This window comes from Brevibacillus sp. FSL K6-0770, from assembly GCF_038000275.1.
Lineage (GTDB): Bacteria > Bacillota > Bacilli > Brevibacillales > Brevibacillaceae > Brevibacillus > Brevibacillus parabrevis.
In genome coordinates, this window is sequence record NZ_JBBOBQ010000001.1 from 5,239,578 (window position 1) to 5,260,737 (window position 21,160).

Here is a 21,160-nt window from a genome sequence, read left to right on the forward strand (position 1 = left end):
TCCTTTGTTTCTTGCTCATATCGCTACCATGTTGTACATCATGATCCAGATGGAGCCGACCACGATCAACAGGACGATAAAAATCCCGAGCAAAAGCGACATCAGATTGTACCTCGGTTTTTCCTCGTCCTTCAAGTGCATGAAGAACACCAGCTGGACGATAAACTGCAACAGCGCCGCCGCCAAAAAGACGATTGTGCTGCCCAGCCCTTCCAGCCAATTGTTTACGAGGACGACAATCGGGATAATCGTCAACACGATCGAGCAAATAAACCCGGTGACGTAAGATTTCAAGGAACCGTGTGCCGTTTGGTTGCTCACTTTACTTCACCCCCAGCAAATACACGATGGTGAAGACGAAAATCCAGACGATATCGAGAAAATGCCAGAACAGGCTGACGATGTTGACTTTGCGCTTGGTCACGGGCGTGATGCCGTGCTTGGCGATTTGGATGATCAAAATAATCATCCAGCCCAGGCCGAGAGCAACGTGCAAGCCGTGCGTCCCGACCAATGTGTAAAAGGCCGTCAGAAAAGCGCTCGTGCTGATCGTTGCGCCTTCGTGCACCATGTGCATAAACTCGTTGACCTCCAGGAACAAAAACGACGCTCCCAGAAAAATCGTCACCCACAGCCAGTTCATCAGAGCAAGTCGATTGCCCTTGTGCATCGCCAAAAGGGCAAGGCCGCTCGTAAAGCTGCTCGTCAACAAAATAAACGTACTGGCGTAAATGCCGTTCATCTGAAAAATGTCTTTCGGCCCTGGCCCGCCGTCCGTGTTGCCTTGCAGGACGATGTAAGTCGCAAACAAGGTCGCAAACAAAATGACGTCCGTCATGAGGTAAATCCAAAAAGCAAAGGTGCGCATTTCCTCCTGATCAGGATGTTCATGGCCGTGGCCGTGATGCTCGGCGTTGCTATGCGTCTGAGCCATTACTTGCTCCCCCTCCTTGCCGCAGCCTCAACCCGCTGCACTTCCTCCACCGGGACGTAATAGTCCGGCTTGTAGTTGAACGAATGGACGATCATGCACGCGAGCACTCCCACAAATCCCGGTACCGCCAGCCAAAGCCAGTCAAATACCAGCCCGAATCCGCTGAAAAACCAAAACATCGACATGATGATCGGAATACCGGAATTTTTCGGCATGTGAATCGGTTCCAGCTCGACTGCCGGAGCACTCCAGCCTCTCTGCTTCTTCTCCCACCAGTCGTCCTGATGAGTCACCTGCGGCAAAGTAGCGAAGTTGTAGAACGGAGCGGGAGACGGAATCGACCATTCCAGCGTCCGCGCATTCCACGGATCTTGGGTTCCTTCCCGATCCATTTTTTTCAGGCTGTGCGCAATATCCCAAACTTGCACGATGAAGGCTACGCCCATCAGGACGGCCCCGATCGTGGAAACGAGATTCATTTCAAACCAGCCTTTGTCCCAACCGTACGTATATACCCGGCGAGTCATCCCCATCAGACCGAGCGCGTATTGCGGCATGAAGCACAGGTAAAAACCGATATTCCACAGCCAGAAAGCCAGTCGGCCAAGACGTTCGTTCAGCTTGAAGCCAAACAGCTTCGGCCACCAGTAGTACAATCCGGCGAAAAATCCAAATACGACTCCGGCGATAATGACCTGATGGAAGTGGGCTATCAGGAAATAGCTGTTGTGATACTGGAAATCGGCAGGCGCGACAGACAAGAGCACCCCGGTCATCCCGCCGATGACGAAGTTCGGAATAATCCCGATCATCCACAGCATCGGTGTTTCAAAAGTGACTTTTCCGCGGAACATCGTAAACAGCCAGTTGAACACCTTCACACCTGTCGGAATGGCAATCACCATCGTGGACAGGGCAAAGAACGCGTTGACATCTGCCCCGGAGCCCATCGTAAAAAAGTGATGCGCCCAGGTGAGGAACGACACGACGCTAATAATCATCATGGCGAACACCATGGATTTATACCCGAACAGCTTTTTCTTCGAGAACGTGGCGGCGATCTCGGAGAAGATGCCGAATGCAGGCAGCACGAGAATGTATACTTCCGGGTGGCCCCACATCCAGATCAGGTTGATGTACATCATCGGGTTGCCGCCGCCATCCAGCGTGAAAATATGTCCGCCCAAATAGCGGTCGATGAACAGAAGCGCCAAAGTCACGGTCAAGATCGGAAAAGCAAACACGATGGCGATACAGCTCGACAGCACCGACCACGAGAACATCGGCATTTTCATCAACGTCATGCCGGGCGTGCGCATTTTCAAGATCGTGACGATGAAGTTGATCCCTGTCATCAAGCTGCCGATCCCGGAAATCTGGATGCCCCAAATGTAGAAGTCTTGCCCGTAGCCAGGGTTGAATGTTTTATCCGAGTACGGCGGATAGGCCAGCCACCCGGCATCCGGCGAGCCGCCGATGACAAACGACAAGTTGAACAGCATCGCTCCCGAGAAAAACAGCCAGAAGCTGAGCGAGTTCAGAAACGGGAAGGCTACGTCACGCGCCCCCAGTTGCAGCGGTACGATCACATTGAACAGCCCGAACATAAGCGGCATCGCCATAAACAAAATCATGATGACGCCATGCGTGGTAAAAATCTGGTTGTAGTGCTCGGCGGGCAAAAATTGCAGCTCTGGCATGGCGAGCTGCGCGCGCATCAGCAGCGCGTCGACCCCGCCGCGAAACAGCATGAGCACGGAAGCCAAAATGTACATGATGCCAATCCGTTTGTGGTCGACAGTCGTCAGCCATTCGCGCCAGAGCCAGCCCCATTTTTTATAGTAAGTCAGCACAGAAACGATCGCGATCAGCGTCAAAGCGATACTGACATCCGCACCGTAGATGAGCGGATCGCCTGTCACAAAAAACTCCGAAGCAAATTCTTTCACTTTATCCCACACGTCTTCCTCTCTCCTTCCTTCTGGCTATTCCTCGATGCGCACTTCCTTGCGTGCCTTCACGGACAAACCGTGGTTGTGCGAAGCAGCGTATTTCGTCACTGTCATCTCAAACAATCCTTCAGGGAAAGAGGAGAAATAGCGGACATCCGAGGTGCCTTGATCTGCCAGCTTTTTATAGCCATCCAGAGTCAATGCTGCCGATGTTCCTTTCACTTCGCTCACCCATTGATCAAAAGCTTCCTGCGATGTCGCCTTGGCCGTGAAGTACATGTCCGCGAAGCCCTTCCCCGTGTAGTTGGCGCCGGACCCCATGTACTCGCCCTGCTCGTCTGCTTGCAGGTGCAAAACCATCGCCATTCCCGACATCGCATAAATCTGGCCGCCAAGCTGGGGAATCCAGAAGGAGTTCATCGGAGCATCCGAGGTAATCTCGAAGCGGATCGGCACATCTTCCGGGAACTGCACGTAGTTCACTGTCGCAATCCCCTGCTCGGGATATTGGAACAACCACTTCCAATCCAGATTCGTCACCTGAATCGTGATCGGTTCGACTTTTGACTCCAGCGGTTTGGACGGTTCGAGCGAATACGTATAGCGAACCGTAATAATAGCGATCAACGTAATGATGACAACAGGAATCCCCCACCAGGTCGTCTCCAGCGCCGTGCTGTGCTCCCACTCCGGGGTGTACTTCGCCTTTCTTCCTTTCCTGTCACGGTATCGCCACACAATGACAAAAGTCAGAATCAAAACCGGAACAATCACGATCAAGCATAAAAGCGTAGACAAAATCATCAGGTCCTTTTGCTGTTCACCGATCGGCCCCTTCGGATTGAGCACGAGATATTTATCTGCGCACCCGGTCGTCATGAACAGCAGCAGGAACATGTACAAAACGGACAGACAGCGTGCTGTCTTGGACGTTTTCATGTCCTCATCTCCTATCACCATGCTCGGTACTGGTTGAAACAAGTCCTACTGTAAGGGCGATCCAATCGAGTGTCACCAGCCAATGAGCAAGTCCTTGAACCAGCCATGTTCAAGATTTGGTTGCATTTACGACAAGGTTTGGTCACAGAAAAAGACAGCCCGTAGCAAAGGCTGCCTTTTTTTGCAGATCACATTTACTTGAGTACACGTACAGTCAAAAACGCTGGGTCTTCCGAGCCTTGGACAGGCAGACCTGCCTCCCGGTTTCTTTGCGCGTAAGCCACATTTTCCTTGGAAATGACTTCACCCGGAATAAAAATCGGGATTCCTGGCGGGTACACCATGACAAACTCGGCGATAACTCTCCCCTCCGCTTCTGCGACGGGCACGATTTCGGTCGGCGCGTAAAAAGCGTCACGCGGCGTGACAGCAAGCTGCGGAATTTGTGGCAGGGACATGTGCTCCTCTGCCAGCGCCTTCGCCTGCTCTCGAAAATGCAGCGACAATTCTTCCAGCGCATACACGAGAATTTGCAAATCCGCTTTGCTGTCGCTCGGTGTGACAATACAAAGAATGTTGTGCAAATCGGACAGCTCCACTTCAATATGGAAGCGCTCCCTCAGCCATTTTTCCACCTCATGCCCGGTCAGCCCCAGCCCTTTTACGGAAATGACCAGCTTCGTCGGATCGTAGGCGACCACCCCGTTTTGTCCAATGATCTCGCTACCCATGCAAGTCAAATACTCGATCCGATTGATTTCCTGACGCGCCTGATTGGCAAGCCGGATTGCCTGATCCAACAGCGTTTTGCCTGCGGTCACCAGCCGTTTGCGCGCTACATCGAGCGAGGCGAGCAGCAAATAAGACGTGGACGTCGTCGAAAGCATGCTGGAAATCGCCTGTACGCGCGATAGCGAAATCCGGTTTCCCTGGATATTCAGCACCGAGCTTTGCGTCATGGAGCCGCCAAGCTTGTGCATGCTGCTCGCCGCCATATCTGCGCCTGCCTGCATCGCGGACAGCGGCAATTTCGGGTGAAAATGCACATGCGAGCCATGGGCTTCATCGACCAGTACAGGCACTCCTCGCGCGTGCGCTACCTTCACAATTTTTTTCAGGTCGCCTGCCGTACCAAAATAGGTCGGGTGAATAACCAAAACAGCCTTGGCGTCCGGGTGCTGCTCCAAAGCTTCTTCGACGGATTTTGGAGTGATGCCATGCGCGATCCCGTAGACCAGGTCCATTTCCGGATGCAGAAAAATCGGATGCGCCCCCGAGAAAATAATTCCGCTCATGATCGACTTGTGCACATTGCGCGGCACAATGATTTTTTCGCCCGGATGGCAAACCGACATGATCATCGTCATGATCGCTGTACTGGTTCCTTGCACGGAGAAGATCGTGTGCTCGGCGCCAAAAGCCTCGGCAGCCAAGTCCTGGGCCTCTTGAATAATCCCGGCAGGCTGGTGCAGATCATCCAGCGGCCGGATGTTGATCAAGTCGATAGACAAGGCATTTTTGCCGATGAACCAGCGAAATTCCGGGTCCATTCCTTTGCCTTTTTTATGGCCGGGTATATGAAATTGAATCGGATTTTTTCGGGCGTGCTTGACCAGTCCAGTAAACAACGGTGTTTGGTCTTGATTTGACATGGCTCCTCCTTCGCTTGTCCAGCCTTTTCTCAAGTGTCAGCCTGTAGTGTGGCAAGCTGATTATAGGACAAGCCGCTGTCTTTCTTCTGATCCAATCGCGCTGTTTCTTACCCATCCAATTTGTCTCCATGCCAAAAAGCCGTCCAACGCAAAAAGCCACCTGTATTCTGGTGGCTTTTTGCCGCTTTTATGCCAAAATCGGTTCACGGGGCGGATCGGTTTTGGTTGCCCGCGCGAGATTGGTCATCATGCAGCCCTACTTTTTCAACAACCCGCCATGATAGAGCAATTCATAGACAATCTCATCCTGGCGGTAAATAAATTCCTTCCCCTGAAAAAGAGTCACATTCCCCTCATTCGTATCGACGTAGCGCAAATCGTCCTGCGTATGCTCGAACGCCCCCAAAAAGCGGCCCTCCGCGTACATCTTCGACAAGCTCGCCTTAATGACCAGTCCCGCAGCATGCGCGTCGATTCGCTCCGGCTTGGTAATGTAGCCAAAATAATTCATCGCCCACACCGGACTTTTTTGGAAGTACACGACCTCTTGCCCGATAAAATCGCTCTCGCCCAAATAGCTGTCGTGATAGGCCCAATCCCCGCTTGCATATTGAATGTCCTTGGACCCCAGCCGATACGGCAACAGGCGCTTGGCTCCTCCAACGTATGTGTGCTGCTTGGCTTGCACGACAAACGCTTCCAGGTCGGCAACAGAAAAAAGCTCACGCATTCCCCAACACCTCTTTTTCGGTTCGTTTCCTCTTACATTTCAAGAAACGCGAGCAATTTCCTGTAAAAATTTTCTTTCAATTCCAAAAAAACAAGCCACCGCATCGGATGGCTTGCTGCTCTTCCTGCCCCTGAAAATTTTGCCCGGTTGGAGATTGCCCGGTTCGCAGGGAGGGGAAAAGCGCTTCGGCGTTCTGCTAACGCAGCAGTCCCACTTTAATCCCTTTGTTCAGGATGTTCTCATAATCGATAAACGCGTACAGATCGTCTCCGATGTACGGGCTGATCTGCTGCAATTCTTCCAGCGTCAGCTCCTCGATTGCCTTCTGGTTGTCTTCGCAGTAAATCACGATCGAGCCGACGATGCTGTGGGCGTCGCGGAAGGCAACCCCTTTGCTGACCAAGTAGTCGGCAACCTCCGTCGCGTTGAGAAAGCCCGCTTTTACTGCCTTTTTCATCTGCTCGTGATTGACCTTCATCGTCGCAATCATGTTGGACATAATCGCCAGGCACGAGAGAACGGTATCCAAAGCGTTGAAAAACGCCTCCTTGTCTTCCTGCATGTCCTTGTTGTAGGCAAGCGGCAGCCCTTTCATCGTCGTCAATAGCGAGGTCAACGAGCCATACACGCGTCCTGTCTTCCCTCTGATCAGCTCGGCGGCGTCCGGGTTTTTCTTTTGCGGCATGATGCTGCTTCCCGTCGAGTACGCGTCGTCGATTTGCACGAAGCGGAACTCCTGGCTGCTCCACAAAATCAGCTCCTCGCTCAGACGGCTGAGGTGCATCATCAGGATGGAAAAGCCCGACATCAACTCCAGCAAATAGTCGCGATCGCTCACCCCGTCGAGGAAATTGTCGACTGGCTTTGCGAAGCCGAGCGCTTTTGCCGTCATCTCCCTGTCGATCCGATGCGTCGTGCCTGCGAGAGCGCCGCAGCCGAGCGGGCTTTCGTTCATGATTTCGATTGCGTTGGCGATTCGCAGTTTGTCGCGGCGCAGCATCTGGTAGTACGCCATCAGATGGTGCTGGAACGTCACGACCTGGGCGCGCTGCAAGTGGGTATAGCCCGGCATGATCACGTTGTTTTCGCGCGCCTTCGCTTCCAGGCTGGCTTGCAGCTCCTCGATGCTTTGCATGACCTCGTGCGCCTTGTTTTTCGCATAAAGCCGAATGTCTACCGCCACCTGGTCATTTCTGCTTCGCGCCGTGTGCAGCTTTTTCGCTGTGGCGCCAATCCGCTCGGTCAGCTTCGCTTCGACAAAGCTGTGAATATCCTCGTAATTGCCGCCGATCTCCAATGTGCCCGCTTCGATCTCTTCCAAAATGGCGAGCAGCCCTTTGACGATCTCCTCGCCTTCTTGCCGGGTGAGCAGCCCGCTATGCGCCAGCATGTTGACGTGGGCCACGCTTCCTTTGATGTCCTCTGCATACAGTCGCTGATCGACATGCAGCGAGCTGTTGAAGTCTTCCATCAGCTTGTTTTCTTCTTTTCTAAAACGGCCACCCCAAAGCTTCATAGCTACGTTCTCCTTTACGATCGATAAAAATGTTTGCCGCTCGCTTGCGCCTACTCCTCGGCAAGCTCTGCGACGTTTCCTTTTTTGCGCATGTACCAGACACCGTTGTACACCGCAAAGTAGTAGAAGATGAAGCCTGTCACTGCGGCGACGATCGACATGAACGGCTCAGGCAGGATGCCGATTCCGCCAAAGTTGCCGAGGTAGGACAGCCCGATGAGCACGAGGATGTAGGCGATCAAATACAGTCCGCCGATGATTTCCTCCGCTTTGTACTTGCGGATGAAATGAACGATCAAGTAGCAAGCCAATCCAATCAGCAAGCCCGTAATCCCCAGCTGCACCTTGCTCCATTTCGTCCAGTAAATGAGCAGAGTGGCAAATACGAACGCCAAAGGCGCAATGACACTCATGCCCGGAAGACCTTTGTCTTTGGTCAAGCCCACCTTGCGAAACACCATGACGGTTACGCACGCAGAGGCGTACTTGTAAATGCCGATCGCGCCGACGATCGCGACAATCGCCGTCCAGCTTTTCAGCGGGAACAAAAACAACAAGCCGATGACAAAGTTAAAAGCGAGCGCGCGAGTCGGTACGCCAAAGCGCTTGTTGATCACCCCGAAATAACCGGGCAAAAAGCCGCTTTTCGCCATCCCGAATACATGTCTGGAAGTTCCCGCTGTGTAAGCGAGCGCAGAGCCTGTCGGAGACACCATCGCGTCTGCTGTAATGATCCAGGAGAGCCAGACCATGTTGGCAATCATCGCGAGATTGGCAAAAGGAGAATCAAACTTGATGCCGCTCCAGCCGTTCGCAATCATCTCCGGCGGCACAGCCCCGATGAAGACGACTTGCAGCAGCACGTACATGATCGCCGCCAAGACGAGCGACGCAATCAAAGCCAGCGGAATGTTTTTGCGCGGATTGACCACTTCGCCGCTCATCATGATGACGTTTCCAAATCCGGTGTAAGCAAAGAAAATTCCGCTTGTGAGCACCGCGCTCAGACCCGCACTGTAGCCATTCGGCGCAAAGCCCTGGCTCGTGAAGTTTTCCGGGTGAAAGCCTGTCATGAAAAAGGCGATAATCGTCAGCACCGGCACAACAAATTTGATGACCGTAATAATCGTGTTCGTCACAGCAAACAGCTTCACGCCGAAATAATTGAATACAACGAAAAAGACCATGAGTACCGTAGCAGCCAACATCCCTGTCGTCGTCAACTGTTCGTTGCCCACGTCGTAAAGTCCGGGCCAAAACTGATTCGCGTACTGAATCACGCCAGCCGATTCTACTGGAGCGGTAGCGCAATAGCCAAGCCAGATCGAGTAGCTGGTCACAGTCGCCAGCATGCTTCCGTGCGAGTACAGCGGATAGCGTCCAAGTCCCCCGGACTCGGGTCTGACCCGCCCAAGCTCTGCGTATACGAGAGCGATAAACGTAATAACAATGGCACCGATTAACCAAGAAATAATAGCGGCAGGACCTGCCAGCTTCGCTGTTGCCCAAGGGCCGAACAGCCAGCTGGAACCGATGATTCCCCCGAGAGAAAGTGCCGTAAGAGACCAAAAGCCCATTTTCTTTTTCAGGTATTGTTCTTGATCCATGAATTTCCCTCTCTCTTCACGTCGTCGTTGTGCTCATAGCTTGCCCGCAAAAAATGGATACTCCTTTCTCTTCGGCCTGTTGATCCGCAAAGCTGTCTTCCCTCGCCAGACTGGATATGTTCAAATGAGTGCGATTGTCCAGCGACTTTTATTTAAGGGTAATAAAAGGGTAATTACCTAAAATGCATTATATTTGAATCATTCTCATTTTTCAACGCATTTTCGCCAAAAAAAATAACCATTCAACCTGCGAATGGTTATTTCAAACGATATCTTTTGCTTGGCCTGCCCCGGGCGGAAGAAGCTTCTTCCCCGACGCATTCCGCCAAATCTGCCTCGCACAGACTGACCATGAAGCGGCGCGCATTGCGCTCGTCCCAATAAAGATGCGTCGCCAAGTCCTTGATCGTAAAGTCGTTCCAGTTCATTCTTTTCATCAACGCCGTGACTTTGTAGTAGTTTTTCGCACTGAGCTTGACTTCCTTCAGCTTCTCGATCAGTTGCTTGTCGTCGCTTCGAAAGGAAAAGCTCAGCTCTTCTTCGTCGCCCGCCGACTGGACAATCGTGCCGTCCTCGCGGATGATCACAATCCCGTGCTCGGCCCGGTCTTTGGATAACTGGAGGGCGCGCTCGGCGTTTATTTCCGCTGTATGCACGGTGACACCGTAGCCGATCCCGACACTTGCGGCATGCTCAACCTCTTTCGCCAGTTGCTGGAGCGTCTCCTGAAGCTCCCTGATTTCCCGCTCGATTGCCCCGCGCGAGCTGATAATCACGTAGCGGCCGTTGCCTTTTTCCAGCAAAGAGCCGTCCAGCTTTTCACAGTACCGCAGCAGCGTCTCTTTTACCTTCATCTCGAAGTATTGCAGATGATAGGAACTTTTCGCCTTCTCGCTGATTTTGGCGAATTGCTCGATTTCCACCAGTTGCACGCCAATCTGCGTGTCCTTGTAGTAAAACGTTCGGATTTTTTCCGCGAGGATGCGCAGAGCCTGACGAATTTCCATGTCTGTACTTTCGATCCGATAAGCGGGCACTCCGGCTTCGGTCAACGCAAAATAGACGGCTTCAAAGCACGTCAAAGCCCCTTTCGTTTTCCCAGCCCGGTACAAGTCCAGATGAAAGTCGATCAGCTCTTGCGTACTCGAATGAACGTCAAAGGTCTTCACATACATGTCCTGCGGCGCAATCTCGATCTGTTCCAGCGCCTGCTCCAGGTGGGATGTCGTAATCTCGTCGATGCTCACCTTGCTCAAAAATTCGTGCTGATAGTACCCCATATGCAAAAGACTTTTGTAAATGCCTGATTCCGTATGCTGGATGTAGACCAGCTTTTCGTCCGTGCTTAACGTATTTTTCGCCACCATGTACGAGATTTGGCCAGAGAACAGCCAGGCGTCGACTTGCTGGTCGTATTCGCGGACGATTGTTTTCGTTTCCTGAAAGTCGCTGTATGAATAGCCGATAAATTTCATCGTCTGCTCGTATTCGTTCCCGAGCTGGATAATTCGTTCAACAGATGTATGAGGACCGACAACCCCAACTGTATACATGATTCCCTCCTGTTCCAGAAGACTCCTTATCTACCATTCTATCTGTTCCGGGAGGGAATTGACAGCCGCTACAGCTTGAATACGCGCACGGATGATTGCAGCTCTTCCGCCATCTGGGAGAGAGCGGCGGCAGAGGAGGCGATTTCTTCCATCGATGCCAGCTGTTCTTCGGCCGCAGCCGTAATATTTTGCGTGCCAAGCGCCACTGACTGCGCTACATTCGTAATTTGTGAAATCGTTTGGACGACCTGCTCGGTGCCCGCTGACATATGACCGGAAGCTGCGGAGACTTCCGCGATCCGGGCTGCCACTTCCGTCACGGACTGCTGTATTTCTCCGAAGGTTTGCCCGGCCATCTGAACGACGTTCATTCCTTCCCGCACTTCCTTCGTGCCTGTGTCCATCGTCGCCACAGCCTTCGCCGTCTCTGCCTGAATCGTCTGGATCAGGCAGGCAATCTGTTCGGCAGAAGCGGATGATTGCTCCGCCAGTTTGCGGACTTCCGCCGCGACGACAGCGAAGCCGCGCCCGCCTTCTCCGGCCCGGGATGCTTCAATCGCCGCGTTCAACGCCAGCAAATTGGTCCGCTCCGCAATGCTCGTAATCGCTTCTGTAATATGGCCGATTTCCGATGAGCGCTCGCCCAATCCTCTGACGACTTGCGCCAGCTCGGTCATGGTGGAGTGAATAGCGTCCATTTGCCGCGTGGTCGTATGGACAGCCTGATTGCCTGCCGAAGCCATGTTGGAAGCTTGATTGGAGATGACAGCTACTGCGTTTGCCTTGGTCGCAATCTGCTCGGAGTCGCCGGACATCTCCTCCACGACCCGGAAGCTTGCTTCCACACTTTGCACCTGCTGATCCGAGCCATTCGCCACTTCTTGAATGGAAATCGCAATATGTTCGGTCGCTTGGCTCGTCTGCTCTGCACTGGCTGTCAATTGCTCCGCGGAAGCCGCCACTTGCTGGGCGGTCACGTTCACCTGGGAAACGATTTCGCGCAGCTTTGCCAGCATGTTGTTGAAGTCACGGGTCAGCTCTGCGATTTCGTCCGTGCTTTTTACCGGGAGAGCTTCCATGCGCAAATCGCCTTCTGCAACAGCATTTACTTGCTGGGCCAGCCTGTTCAGGCGAGAGCGGATACTGCGAGTAATCGCAGCAGCCCATACCACCGCTACCGTAACGGAGACGGCAATCAGCAGCAATGTGACTTTTCTTCCCTCGTCATAGATCGCTGCCGCTTGTTCGCTCTCATTGTTTGCCCCGTCATGATTGATTTTGATCAGGGCATCGAGGTCATTTTTCATGGCCTGAAACAGGGCAGACACTTCGCCAATTACGTCCTTTATGTCGGCGCTGTTGTTCTGTCTGGATGCGTCCATCAGCTTGTCGTGCAGTTGTTCATACGACTCCCATTTGCTCTTGAAGGAACTGAAAATTTTCTGGTCCTCGACGTCGTCCTCCTCCAGGGTGCTTTCGTAAGACGCTATATCCTCCCTGACTTCCTGCAAGGTCAGCGCAAGCTCCTTTTCCAGCGGCTCTTTCTGTTCCTTGCTTTGATAAAAGACATGCGAGAATACGAGCGCATGGACATGCTCGGTCAAGTAGTTCAGATGGTTGATGTCTTCTACGGCCGGCAACCAGCTCGTATTGATTTCCACCGCCTTCTCGTTCAAATTTTTCATTTGATAGATGCCAAGCCACCCAATCGCCGCCATCAGCAACAACGTCACTGCGAATGCTGTGTACAGCTTTTTTCCGACTGTGAGTTTCATACGATTCTTCTCCTACTCTTAACGATTCCTGTTTGTACTATGTACCCTTTACAAAATACGTTAAAACTCATTGAAAGCATAAAATGTCGATTAATCAGATCAACAAATAAATGATTGGATCTGTGCCATAGAAAAAGGAGCCCGGTTGGTTGAATGCCAACGGACTCCACAATTGTCGGTTACGCCCTCTGCTTGACGGTAACCGGGTATGTTATGCTTTTGTCGCCATTTTCGATCATAATGGTGATCACCGTTTCATCTGGAACATCCGGACTGACTTCCAGCAAGCCATTTTCGCTAATTTTGGCATATTCCGTATCATCCAACGAATACTTTGTGCCCATGCTCGATTTGGTGATGTCGCTGCTGCTCCGATCCGTATACTTCCCTTTGACCTTCAATTGCAGCGTCTCTCCCGCATAGACAACAGCTTTTGCCGGAGACACAGCGATGCTGTCCAGAGAATACACACTGACCGTCATTTTCACCGTGCTTTGCCCGTTTTGGATGGTGATCGTCGCTTTCGAACCACTCTCCGCCTCCGGCAACACCGTGATCAGACCGTCCTCATCCACCTCAATCAACTCAGGCTTGTTTGACGAGTAAGTCGTGCCGTCTTCGGAAGCAGTCAAATCCACTTTTCGGCCGCTCGTCAAAGCTCCTGTCACCTGCACTTGATACGTCGCTCCCTGCTCAAGCTTCACTGTACGTTGAGCCACAGCGAGAGAGCGCAGCTTTGTTTCCGCCAGCATGTACGTCCCTGGCGCGCTGGTCAGAAAAAGCAACTGCTCCCCATCATGCTTGACGTATCCTTCGCCTTTGCCTGTTGCACCAGCCTTCCAGTTTTTTCGAGCGGCATCATACGCATAAGGAGTGAACTTTTTCGAGGAATAGGCGTACGGTATTCCGATCAATGCCTCTCCTTTGGCAAAGCTCTTGATTTCTTTTTCCCCGGCAAAAACCCGGAAATCGTATGCATCGCTTGTCTTGGAAAACGTAGCAGGGATCGTTGCCTCGTCGTTTTCTTCGACCACCACCGCTATCGCCTCAGCGTTGTAGCGGGCAAAAAAGGCTGGCGGCAGCTTCACGCTTGCTCCCGATTGCGCCATAACGGTAACGGCAAACTGTTGATTTGCCAAAGTCTCGACCAGCTCTTCCGACAGCAGCACAGTCGGTTCTTGGGACACGGAAGCAGCACGGCTGGAACGCAGCTGATCGCCATTGTCCTCTACATCCGCCGCTTCTTCGTCCACCACTTGAATGAGCAAGTGCCGTTCGAGATCAAACAGGTCGGACTTGCTGCCAAGCTCCTGACTCCAGTCCTGCACCAGAGCAGCAACCTCGTTCAGCTGTTCGCTCGTATCCGCTACTTCTGTATGCTGGGCTACCTGGAGGATGCTTTTGTGTTTGAGCAGCTTGTCCATAGCTTCACGGAAAGGCTGAGCCACTTCTTCCCTGACCTGATCATCTTCCAGCTCGACGATCACGTCCCGAATCACCGTGCCTACGAGCTTTGCCCCTGCTGCAAACACTTCCGAATCATCCAGTTTGCTTTGAGCAAGACCTTCGTTCACTCCCTTTTCTAAAAAGAGGGACAGCGCTTCTCTCAATTGCTTGTCGGAAACTACTCCTTCTTTCCATTTGGCAACGAGCGGAGACAAAACTTCTGTTGAAGTGCTTGCTACGAGTTGAAGCTTCTCGGTATCGCCGAGCTTGCTGCCCATAACTTTATCTGCCAAGTGCGCGAGCGATTTATCCACCTGCTCGGCAATTCTTTTTGCGTCAACTGATTCCTTGATTACCTCTTTCGCCTGTTCATTCAAATGGTTCTGCGATTCCGGAATCGTTTCGGAATGTCCTGGATAGGTCGGTGGGTTCGGCGTCACAGGCGGAGCGCTATCCCTTGTCACACTCAGCTGGTATGTCTTGGTCGAGCCGTTCCGCGCCGTCACGATAAACGTAATATCGTTTTGGCCTGGATTCAGGCTCACCTCTTTGCTTATATCGTTCACTTCAGCCGCCCCGTTAATGGTCAAGGTTGCCGTCTGATCCAAAGTTGCCGCCCGAAACCGCAAGCTGCTCACTTCGTTGGGCACTCGCAGCGTGTATTGCGCCACACTTGGCTGAAAAGCAGGTGTCATCGTACCTTCTTGCAGCCATAGACCTTTCAGTTCGTGAGAGACGACAGATACGGTCCGCGTCACGGGCAAAGCTTCAATTCCGTTGTCGTCCTGAACGTTATACACCAGATCGTAGTCTCCCGGTTCACTCGTAACCACCTGACCAGTCACTTGCACCTTGTTCGTAATGTCATTGTTGTTTGCGTCTCTCGCTGAGTAGCCTGGTTCTTGAAAGCTTTGACCGAACGGCACATACATTGTGTTGCCGCCAACCAGCGAAATAATCGGCTTCGTGATTTGTTCCACGGAAAACTCCGCTTTCGCTCCAGCCGTCAACGAAGCAGGAAGGCCACTGGTTGTTCCATCGTCTAGTAAGCTGTATTGAAAAGACGCTGTCCCCTGGAAGGTAGGGTCCAATGAAAATTCTACCTCTTGGTCGACAAGTCTGACCGTCCCGCCTACTGCTTGATCAACATCTGCCACTGTCAATGTTTGTCCGTGCTCATTGGCTGGCCCTGCCTGATCATTTGCCGTCAACAGCGAAAACGGAATCATCACTTTAGGCGTTCCTTTTGTCACCGTCGCGAGCTGATCGTTCTGGGCGGTCGGTGCATCGTTCACTTCCTGCACCGTAATGACCGCCGCCGCCGCTCCGCTTAGCCCTGCACCATTGGCATCTTTGGCTGCTTTGACCTTGAAGCCGAACAGATCGCCAGCTGGCGTATTCGCATCCGCATTAGGCACGAATTTCAGCCCTGTAGCACCATCTGCTTTTTGCAAAAAGTTGCCATTCGTTAACTCAGTCACTCCATCGTTCAAGTAAAGCTTGCCGCCCTGAATTTCGCTGACCTGAAAATGGGTCACGCTGCTGGCGTCCGCCGGGTCAGGAGTAATCACCAGTCCACTTGAAGTTGCGGTATCTTCCAGGGTAGTAGCTGGGGTCACTTGCGGTTGTTTGGCTGCATATTCGAGCACGAGACGCGGGTAATTGCCGTCTATGATTTCATTTGACCCAAATCCGAAAGCCCCTGTCTGTGTATTGCTCAAAAGCGCAAATGTCACATTCTGGCTTTGCGCCTCTAGCTGGAGGCGAAGAAAATTGGTTACGTCAAATTCCAGCCAATCGCCTTCTTGCAGATTTTGCCCAAATGAATCAATGACCGGATCATTGGGATTCAGCGGAAAATCGTCGTCCCATGCTCCGTAGGTGGAGCCGTACAGGGTGAAGCTCGGAACCGTTTGAGCGTCCCCGTTCACATTGGTCACGTACAATTTGAGCTTGGCCTTGATAAATGACGTATCAAGCTGAGTCAATGGGAATTGCACGGCTGCTTTTTGCATGCCAAAATTTTCGTCTAATCCTACATAGTTGGAGCTGTCCTCAAAATAGCTCCCATCTTCGACTTCCCCGCCGGAGTACCAATAACCATCCACTGTAGAATTGATTTCTTCCAGTGGTCCCTGAGCGTGGGATTGCGCTGCAAATCCAAACAGGCTCTGTATGGCAAGCAATCCGATTGCTGCTGTCTTGATCATTTTGGCTTTTTTGTGTGTTAGGCTCATGTTTTCCTCACCTTTTGTACGTCTTGTCATCAATAGCTGTCTGTTTACGGATTATGCCGCCCAATGTTCTGGTAATAACCGGCAGGATAGATGTCCCATTCCCCTTCGAGGCTGAAGCTTTGCGAGCCTGTATAGATTCCCGACTTGCGAACAATCGTGCCCGTTTGCGCCAGGATCGGGGAGCGGTTATTCGGATCGGGATTCCCCAAAACATCCACGATTTGACCATCTTTTTTCAGCACGAACGCCGTGACATATCCTTGGTAACTCATATGAACTTCTTCGTTGTAATAAGTAGCTGGAGTGATATCAAGGAAGTCATAGAAAATCGGGTCGATAATAATATAGGCCATTTTCGGAAACAGCGGCATGATTGGCTTTGTCTCCACTGCTTTTGTCTGCGTACTTGTCATGTACCTGTGAATTTCCAGCTCGTACCCTGTGACCTTTTGACCGTTGTTGTCTCCCTGGAAAAACAGCTGTAGCGCATTACGGCCATCTGTTCCGTATACATAATCCGAGAAGAACAGTTGCGGCTGTCCTTGCTGCTGAATATCTACCTTGATTAGCGCAACCTGGTCGCTTTGATTGGCAACCCACAGCCCGCTTCCAGGCACGCTTGCAGGGATCAGCTGGAGCTTGATGCCCATCACGGTGCCGCCTGTGCCGTTATTGAGGATTTGCAGGGAGTTGGCCGGAGCGCCCGGAAAATATTTGTTCAAGTCCAGTTGCACGTTTATGACCCCTGATTTAGTCCTGATCGTGACCTGCCCGCCTGCGACGAACTCATAGGCGTGAGCTGTAAAAGTAACGTCTTGTGTGCCGCCCTTGCCGTCATTGGCCGTGACCGTAATCGTGACCACTCCTTTGCCGATCGGAGCAAGACTGAGCATGTTGCCGTTAATGGTCGGCTGCACGATATTTTGCGCCGTTGCCGTTGCCTGGTACTGCAAGGCATCGTTATCCGGGTCAGCAAAAATAGTAGACAGATCGATCTGCGGATAAGGCTGGCTTCCTGGCAGCAGCGTCTGGTTGCTGATCGTGCCTACTGCCGTCGGCGGCTGGTTGTTACTTTGCGCCGCTTGCTTGAGTACGGTAAGGACAAACGGTTTGGTGTTCGAGCGGCTGCCGTTCGTGATGGTTGCCGTCAATGTGACGGTAGCGTCTTGCTCGATAGCTTGCGGGCGCGTAACCGTGCCGTCCTGCGCAATCACAGCCGGGTCGTCCGAACTCCATGAGATCAGCGAGCCATTTGCCCCTGTCGTTGCCAAAACCACATTTTGCGTAACATGATCGGCGTCATCCCCGCTGGCATAACCGATGGTCAGCGCCTGGCGATCAGCTTCAAGCGGGTCTTCTGTCACGGTTACGGAGACAACGGTAGCAGCTGTTCCCCCTCTTCCGTCATCCGCCACGATGGAAAAGCTGTCCGTTCCTGTAAAAGCAGTTTGTGGCGTATACGTCCATGCTCCGCTCGGCAGAACGACAACAGTCCCGTGTGCAGGAGTTGTGGAGCCGAGCAAATACGTGATGGTGTCGCCATCCAGATCGGTCGCAGCAACAGTTCCGCTTGCTAACGTATTTTTGAACGTTTGCGCCGTATAGCTGCTGTTGATGACAGGCGGGTTATTCGCCGCGGGAACGTTCGTAACCGTCTGGGTTGACGTGTAAGTTGCCGGCACCCCGCTTCTCGTTCCTGTGCTGGCGATAGGTGTCACTTCAAACGTCACATGCTTCCCTACATCATCCTGCTGCAACACATACGTTTTTTTGTTCGCGCCGGAAATTTGCACCTTATCGGAACCGTCCGACAGCAAACCGCGGTACCATTTGAACAAGGACAAGCGCTCCGGGTTGTTTTCCGCATCGGTGTACACATAGCTGCCCGTCAATGTCTCGCCTGCTTGGAACGTACCGGAAATCGTTACTTGGCTGGCAACAGGCGCCTGGTTTGCAGGCGGTGTAGGTGGAGTCGGCGGTGTTGGCGTAGCAGGTTCATTCGCGTACGCCACTGTCGGTATGTTGACTTCGCTTTTCACATTTACCGAACTGTCGGCCAGCACGAGCTTGTCTATCGTGCCCGATCCTTCCACACTGGCGCTTGCATTCGCTTCAATTACTTCGATTTTGCTCTCTTTGGTGGTTTCGATCCGTGTTCCTTCAGCGTCTTTGTCTACAACCACCTTTGACACAACAGAGTCGACTACCACCCAGGAAGGAGATGTAATTTGCAGCGTACTGTTAGTAGCTGCTTTGCCTTCGATCACGACAGGGAACTGTGTGGACTGGGCAGATACCTCTACCTCTGGCAGCTCAACCTCATCTTCGAGAACAAGCCGTGCGCCATTCTCATCGGTGATCACCAGTCGGTCGGCTGAGACATTATTTACATGCAAACTGTTGGAAGCAACGTCCTTCACCTTGATCTCCCCTGAGACGTGAACGTTGTCCAAAGTGACAGAACCGCCGTTGTCGATGACGAGATCGCCGTCCAGCTTCGTGTTTCTCAGTAAAACAGTAGTCTCCTTGCCTTTTATCTCGATTGTTCCACTCGTTTTATATACTCCCGATTCCGGGCCAAATTCTCCATCTTTGGAAATCGCCGCCGGAACTTGCTGCTTGCTGACGACATCGATTTGATAAGTCTCCGTCTTCCCAGCGATCGTTGCCGTAATTTCCGCAGTTCCCGCCTTCTTCGCCCACACTTTTCCTAGCGAAGTAACAGAAGCAACTCGCGGATTTTCACTTGCCCAGGTAACTTTATCATAAGCGACAATCGCACCTTCGCTGTCTTTCGCTACTGCCAGCAATTTCGCTTCCCGATCATTGCTGTCGCGCAACTGCAATTCAGAATTTCCCCAAGTGTTCAAAATCTCGATCGATTCTACCTCGGAATCTTTCGGCGCCAAAACAATAGAACGCTCTGTCGGTTCTGAATCTTCATAGCCGATGCGGATCGTTATTTTTTGCTCTGTGTCGGTTGATTGAAAAGGTTTAAAGGGAATAAAAAAGGTTCGCGTAGATTCTTCCCATTTTGCTGGGAGGAGGGATAAGGAGTGTGTCTCAGAATCTTGCGTGTAAGAGAGGGTAAACTGTCTGGTCTTAGGATTTCTTTCCGGGCTCGAATAAAATGGAACGGTGATAAGGCCATTGGTCACTTTTATTTCGGAGAAGTTAACATTTTCCGCTGTAGAAGAAGTGGTTGTTTCGCTTTCAAAAGCGAATGAGGGTGAAACGGGACAAGAAAAGGAATAAACAAGCAGGCATAACAGGATCATTCGCATGACCCAATGATTCAGTCTCATCGTGGTTCCCCATTTCATGTTCGGCGTATTTGTCTAGCTGATCATGGTTTCCTTCGAATAAAGAGCAAAGCGCTGTCTTCCACCCCTCCTTTTCTCAAAAAATAGTATAAACGATGAGCTAGGTCTTTGGCATCATTTTTCCTTTCATTTCCCCAACCTTTTCCGCAGTCCGCCCACCACGAGCAGCAGCACAGGCAAAAACAAGCCGTACGTCAATGAGTACGGCATCCAAATCTCCGAAACAAAGTTGTCAAAATACGGCCGATTGGGCATCGTGGCAAGCGCGACGATGACCATGATCATCGCCAGAGGCAGCGTCAGTCTGCGATAGTCGGTCAATCGCAGCGTCTGGGCAATCCCGCAAGCCGTGGCATAATAACAAACCGTTATTTTGATAAACAGCGTGATGAACCAAATGACAGCCATCAAAACCTCGATGCGTTCAAAAAAGTTGCCGACGCTAATTTTTTGCGCCAGCGTGTAGCTTGGATAGGCAAGCAGTACGGTAATGTTGGGACCGAGCACCAGCACCGCGACGGTTGTAATGATTGTCAGGAAAAAATTAGCAATCAAAATGCCCATAATATACGCCTTCGCTGCGTGCCGCGGCTGTTTCACAAGCGGAAACAGAAAGATCAGGACGACCGATTCCAGCAAATAGCCCATATAGCGGAAGTTGCCGCCAAAAACGGGCGCCATCCCATGGGCAAGGACAGGCTTGAGGTTATCGACCTTGATTTGCGGGGCGATGAACGCAATCAGCGTGAAAAACAGCAGCAGAAAATACGGAAACAACAGCTCGGAGACACGCGCAAGCGGCTCCATCCCGCAGCGGGTTCCCATGACAATAATCGCCGCAAACAGAACGAGAATGATTTCGATCGGCGTCTCCTGCATGATCTGTGTGGTGACAAAATCGCCGATTTCCATCAGCATCAGTGACGCATCGATAAAAAAATAGGAAAGGAACAAAAAAGCGACCGCTTTTCCTGCCCACTTGCCCAAGATGTCTTCGCTGTATTGAAGTATCGTCCGATTCGGATGCCGCAAGCTCAATGCCGCATACAAACTGGTCAAAAGAAAGCCCTCTCCCCAACCGATCAAAGCCGAAATCCACGCGTCCTGCCGGGCGGATGTGGCGGTGAGCGAGGGAACGTACAAGACTGCATCGCCAATGACGAACAGGGTTACCAAAATAAAAAACTGCCTCGCACTGATCAGACTGTTGCCAAGCACCCTTGTTTCCCTCCCTTCTCTTGCGCACCGCTTATGTTCACCGTTACTCCACCATGCTTAAAATCAAGTCGCTGAACGGCCGATAGACGAATGTAATCCAGTCCAGCGGGTTCGGAATGTTTGCCTCCACCGCTTCGGCAATGCAAAGCCCTGTCCCGAGCAGCAGCAAGCAGCCAAAAACAAAAAGCTCCTTTTTCAAACCGTTCCTTTTCAGAAAAGGAGCTTCGATCGCTACGATCACCAGACTAATCAGCAAAATCAACAGGATCATCCACATC

At 52.0% G+C, this 21,160-nt stretch carries 14 protein-coding genes; all 14 read right to left on the bottom strand.

The window, feature by feature from the left end; all coding sequences use genetic code 11:
• Positions 1–15 precede the first annotated feature (15 nt).
• Complete coding sequence (cyoD, locus tag NST23_RS24905; RefSeq protein WP_063229517.1) at positions 16–321, bottom strand: cytochrome o ubiquinol oxidase subunit IV; 306 nt, start codon at positions 319–321, stop codon at positions 16–18.
• A gap of 1 nt (position 322) precedes the next feature.
• Positions 323–934 carry a cytochrome o ubiquinol oxidase subunit III gene (gene cyoC, locus NST23_RS24910; RefSeq protein WP_122963731.1) on the bottom strand — a complete coding sequence of 204 codons (612 nt, stop codon included), beginning with the start codon at positions 932–934 and terminating at the stop codon, positions 323–325.
• Entirely contained in the window at positions 934–2,895 is a 1,962-nt protein-coding gene (locus tag NST23_RS24915) for a cbb3-type cytochrome c oxidase subunit I (RefSeq protein WP_173597674.1), read from the bottom strand. Before NST23_RS24915 ends, cyoC begins: the two co-directional genes overlap by 1 nt.
• 24 nt (positions 2,896–2,919) lie before the next feature.
• Positions 2,920–3,825 (bottom strand): ubiquinol oxidase subunit II, encoded by a 906-nt coding sequence (cyoA, locus tag NST23_RS24920; RefSeq protein WP_340964852.1) that lies wholly within the window; start codon positions 3,823–3,825, stop codon positions 2,920–2,922.
• Positions 3,826–4,019: 194 nt separating this feature from the next.
• Positions 4,020–5,477, bottom strand: a complete 1,458-nt coding sequence (locus NST23_RS24925) for an aminotransferase class I/II-fold pyridoxal phosphate-dependent enzyme (protein ID WP_340964853.1) — start codon at positions 5,475–5,477, stop codon at positions 4,020–4,022.
• Between the two features lie 256 nt (positions 5,478–5,733).
• On the bottom strand, positions 5,734–6,207 hold the full coding sequence (locus NST23_RS24930) for a DUF5680 domain-containing protein (protein WP_242774127.1): 474 nt from the start codon (positions 6,205–6,207) through the stop codon (positions 5,734–5,736).
• Between the two features lie 196 nt (positions 6,208–6,403).
• On the bottom strand, positions 6,404–7,723 hold the full coding sequence (gene argH, locus NST23_RS24935) for an argininosuccinate lyase (RefSeq protein ID WP_340964855.1): 1,320 nt from the start codon (positions 7,721–7,723) through the stop codon (positions 6,404–6,406).
• 50 nt (positions 7,724–7,773) lie between these two features.
• The gene (locus NST23_RS24940; protein ID WP_173597678.1) at positions 7,774–9,330 is read right to left on the bottom strand and encodes an APC family permease; all 1,557 of its coding nucleotides are present in this window, start codon (positions 9,328–9,330) and stop codon (positions 7,774–7,776) included.
• A 257-nt stretch (positions 9,331–9,587) separates the two neighbouring features.
• Positions 9,588–10,883, bottom strand: coding sequence for a hypothetical protein (locus NST23_RS24945; RefSeq protein ID WP_122963725.1), 1,296 nt, complete (start codon positions 10,881–10,883; stop codon positions 9,588–9,590).
• A 68-nt stretch (positions 10,884–10,951) separates the two neighbouring features.
• Positions 10,952–12,658, bottom strand: coding sequence for a HAMP domain-containing methyl-accepting chemotaxis protein (locus NST23_RS24950; RefSeq protein WP_173599406.1), 1,707 nt, complete (start codon positions 12,656–12,658; stop codon positions 10,952–10,954).
• 179 nt (positions 12,659–12,837) lie between these two features.
• The gene (locus NST23_RS24955) at positions 12,838–16,341 is read right to left on the bottom strand and encodes an immunoglobulin-like domain-containing protein (protein ID WP_340964857.1); all 3,504 of its coding nucleotides are present in this window, start codon (positions 16,339–16,341) and stop codon (positions 12,838–12,840) included.
• Between the two features lie 44 nt (positions 16,342–16,385).
• The gene (locus tag NST23_RS24960) at positions 16,386–19,250 is read right to left on the bottom strand and encodes an immunoglobulin-like domain-containing protein (RefSeq protein WP_340964858.1); all 2,865 of its coding nucleotides are present in this window, start codon (positions 19,248–19,250) and stop codon (positions 16,386–16,388) included.
• A gap of 540 nt (positions 19,251–19,790) precedes the next feature.
• On the bottom strand, positions 19,791–20,882 hold the full coding sequence (locus NST23_RS24965) for a GerAB/ArcD/ProY family transporter (RefSeq protein WP_122963721.1): 1,092 nt from the start codon (positions 20,880–20,882) through the stop codon (positions 19,791–19,793).
• Between the two features lie 43 nt (positions 20,883–20,925).
• Positions 20,926–21,159 (bottom strand): hypothetical protein, encoded by a 234-nt coding sequence (locus NST23_RS24970; RefSeq protein ID WP_122963720.1) that lies wholly within the window; start codon positions 21,157–21,159, stop codon positions 20,926–20,928.
• Position 21,160: the final 1 nt, after the last annotated feature.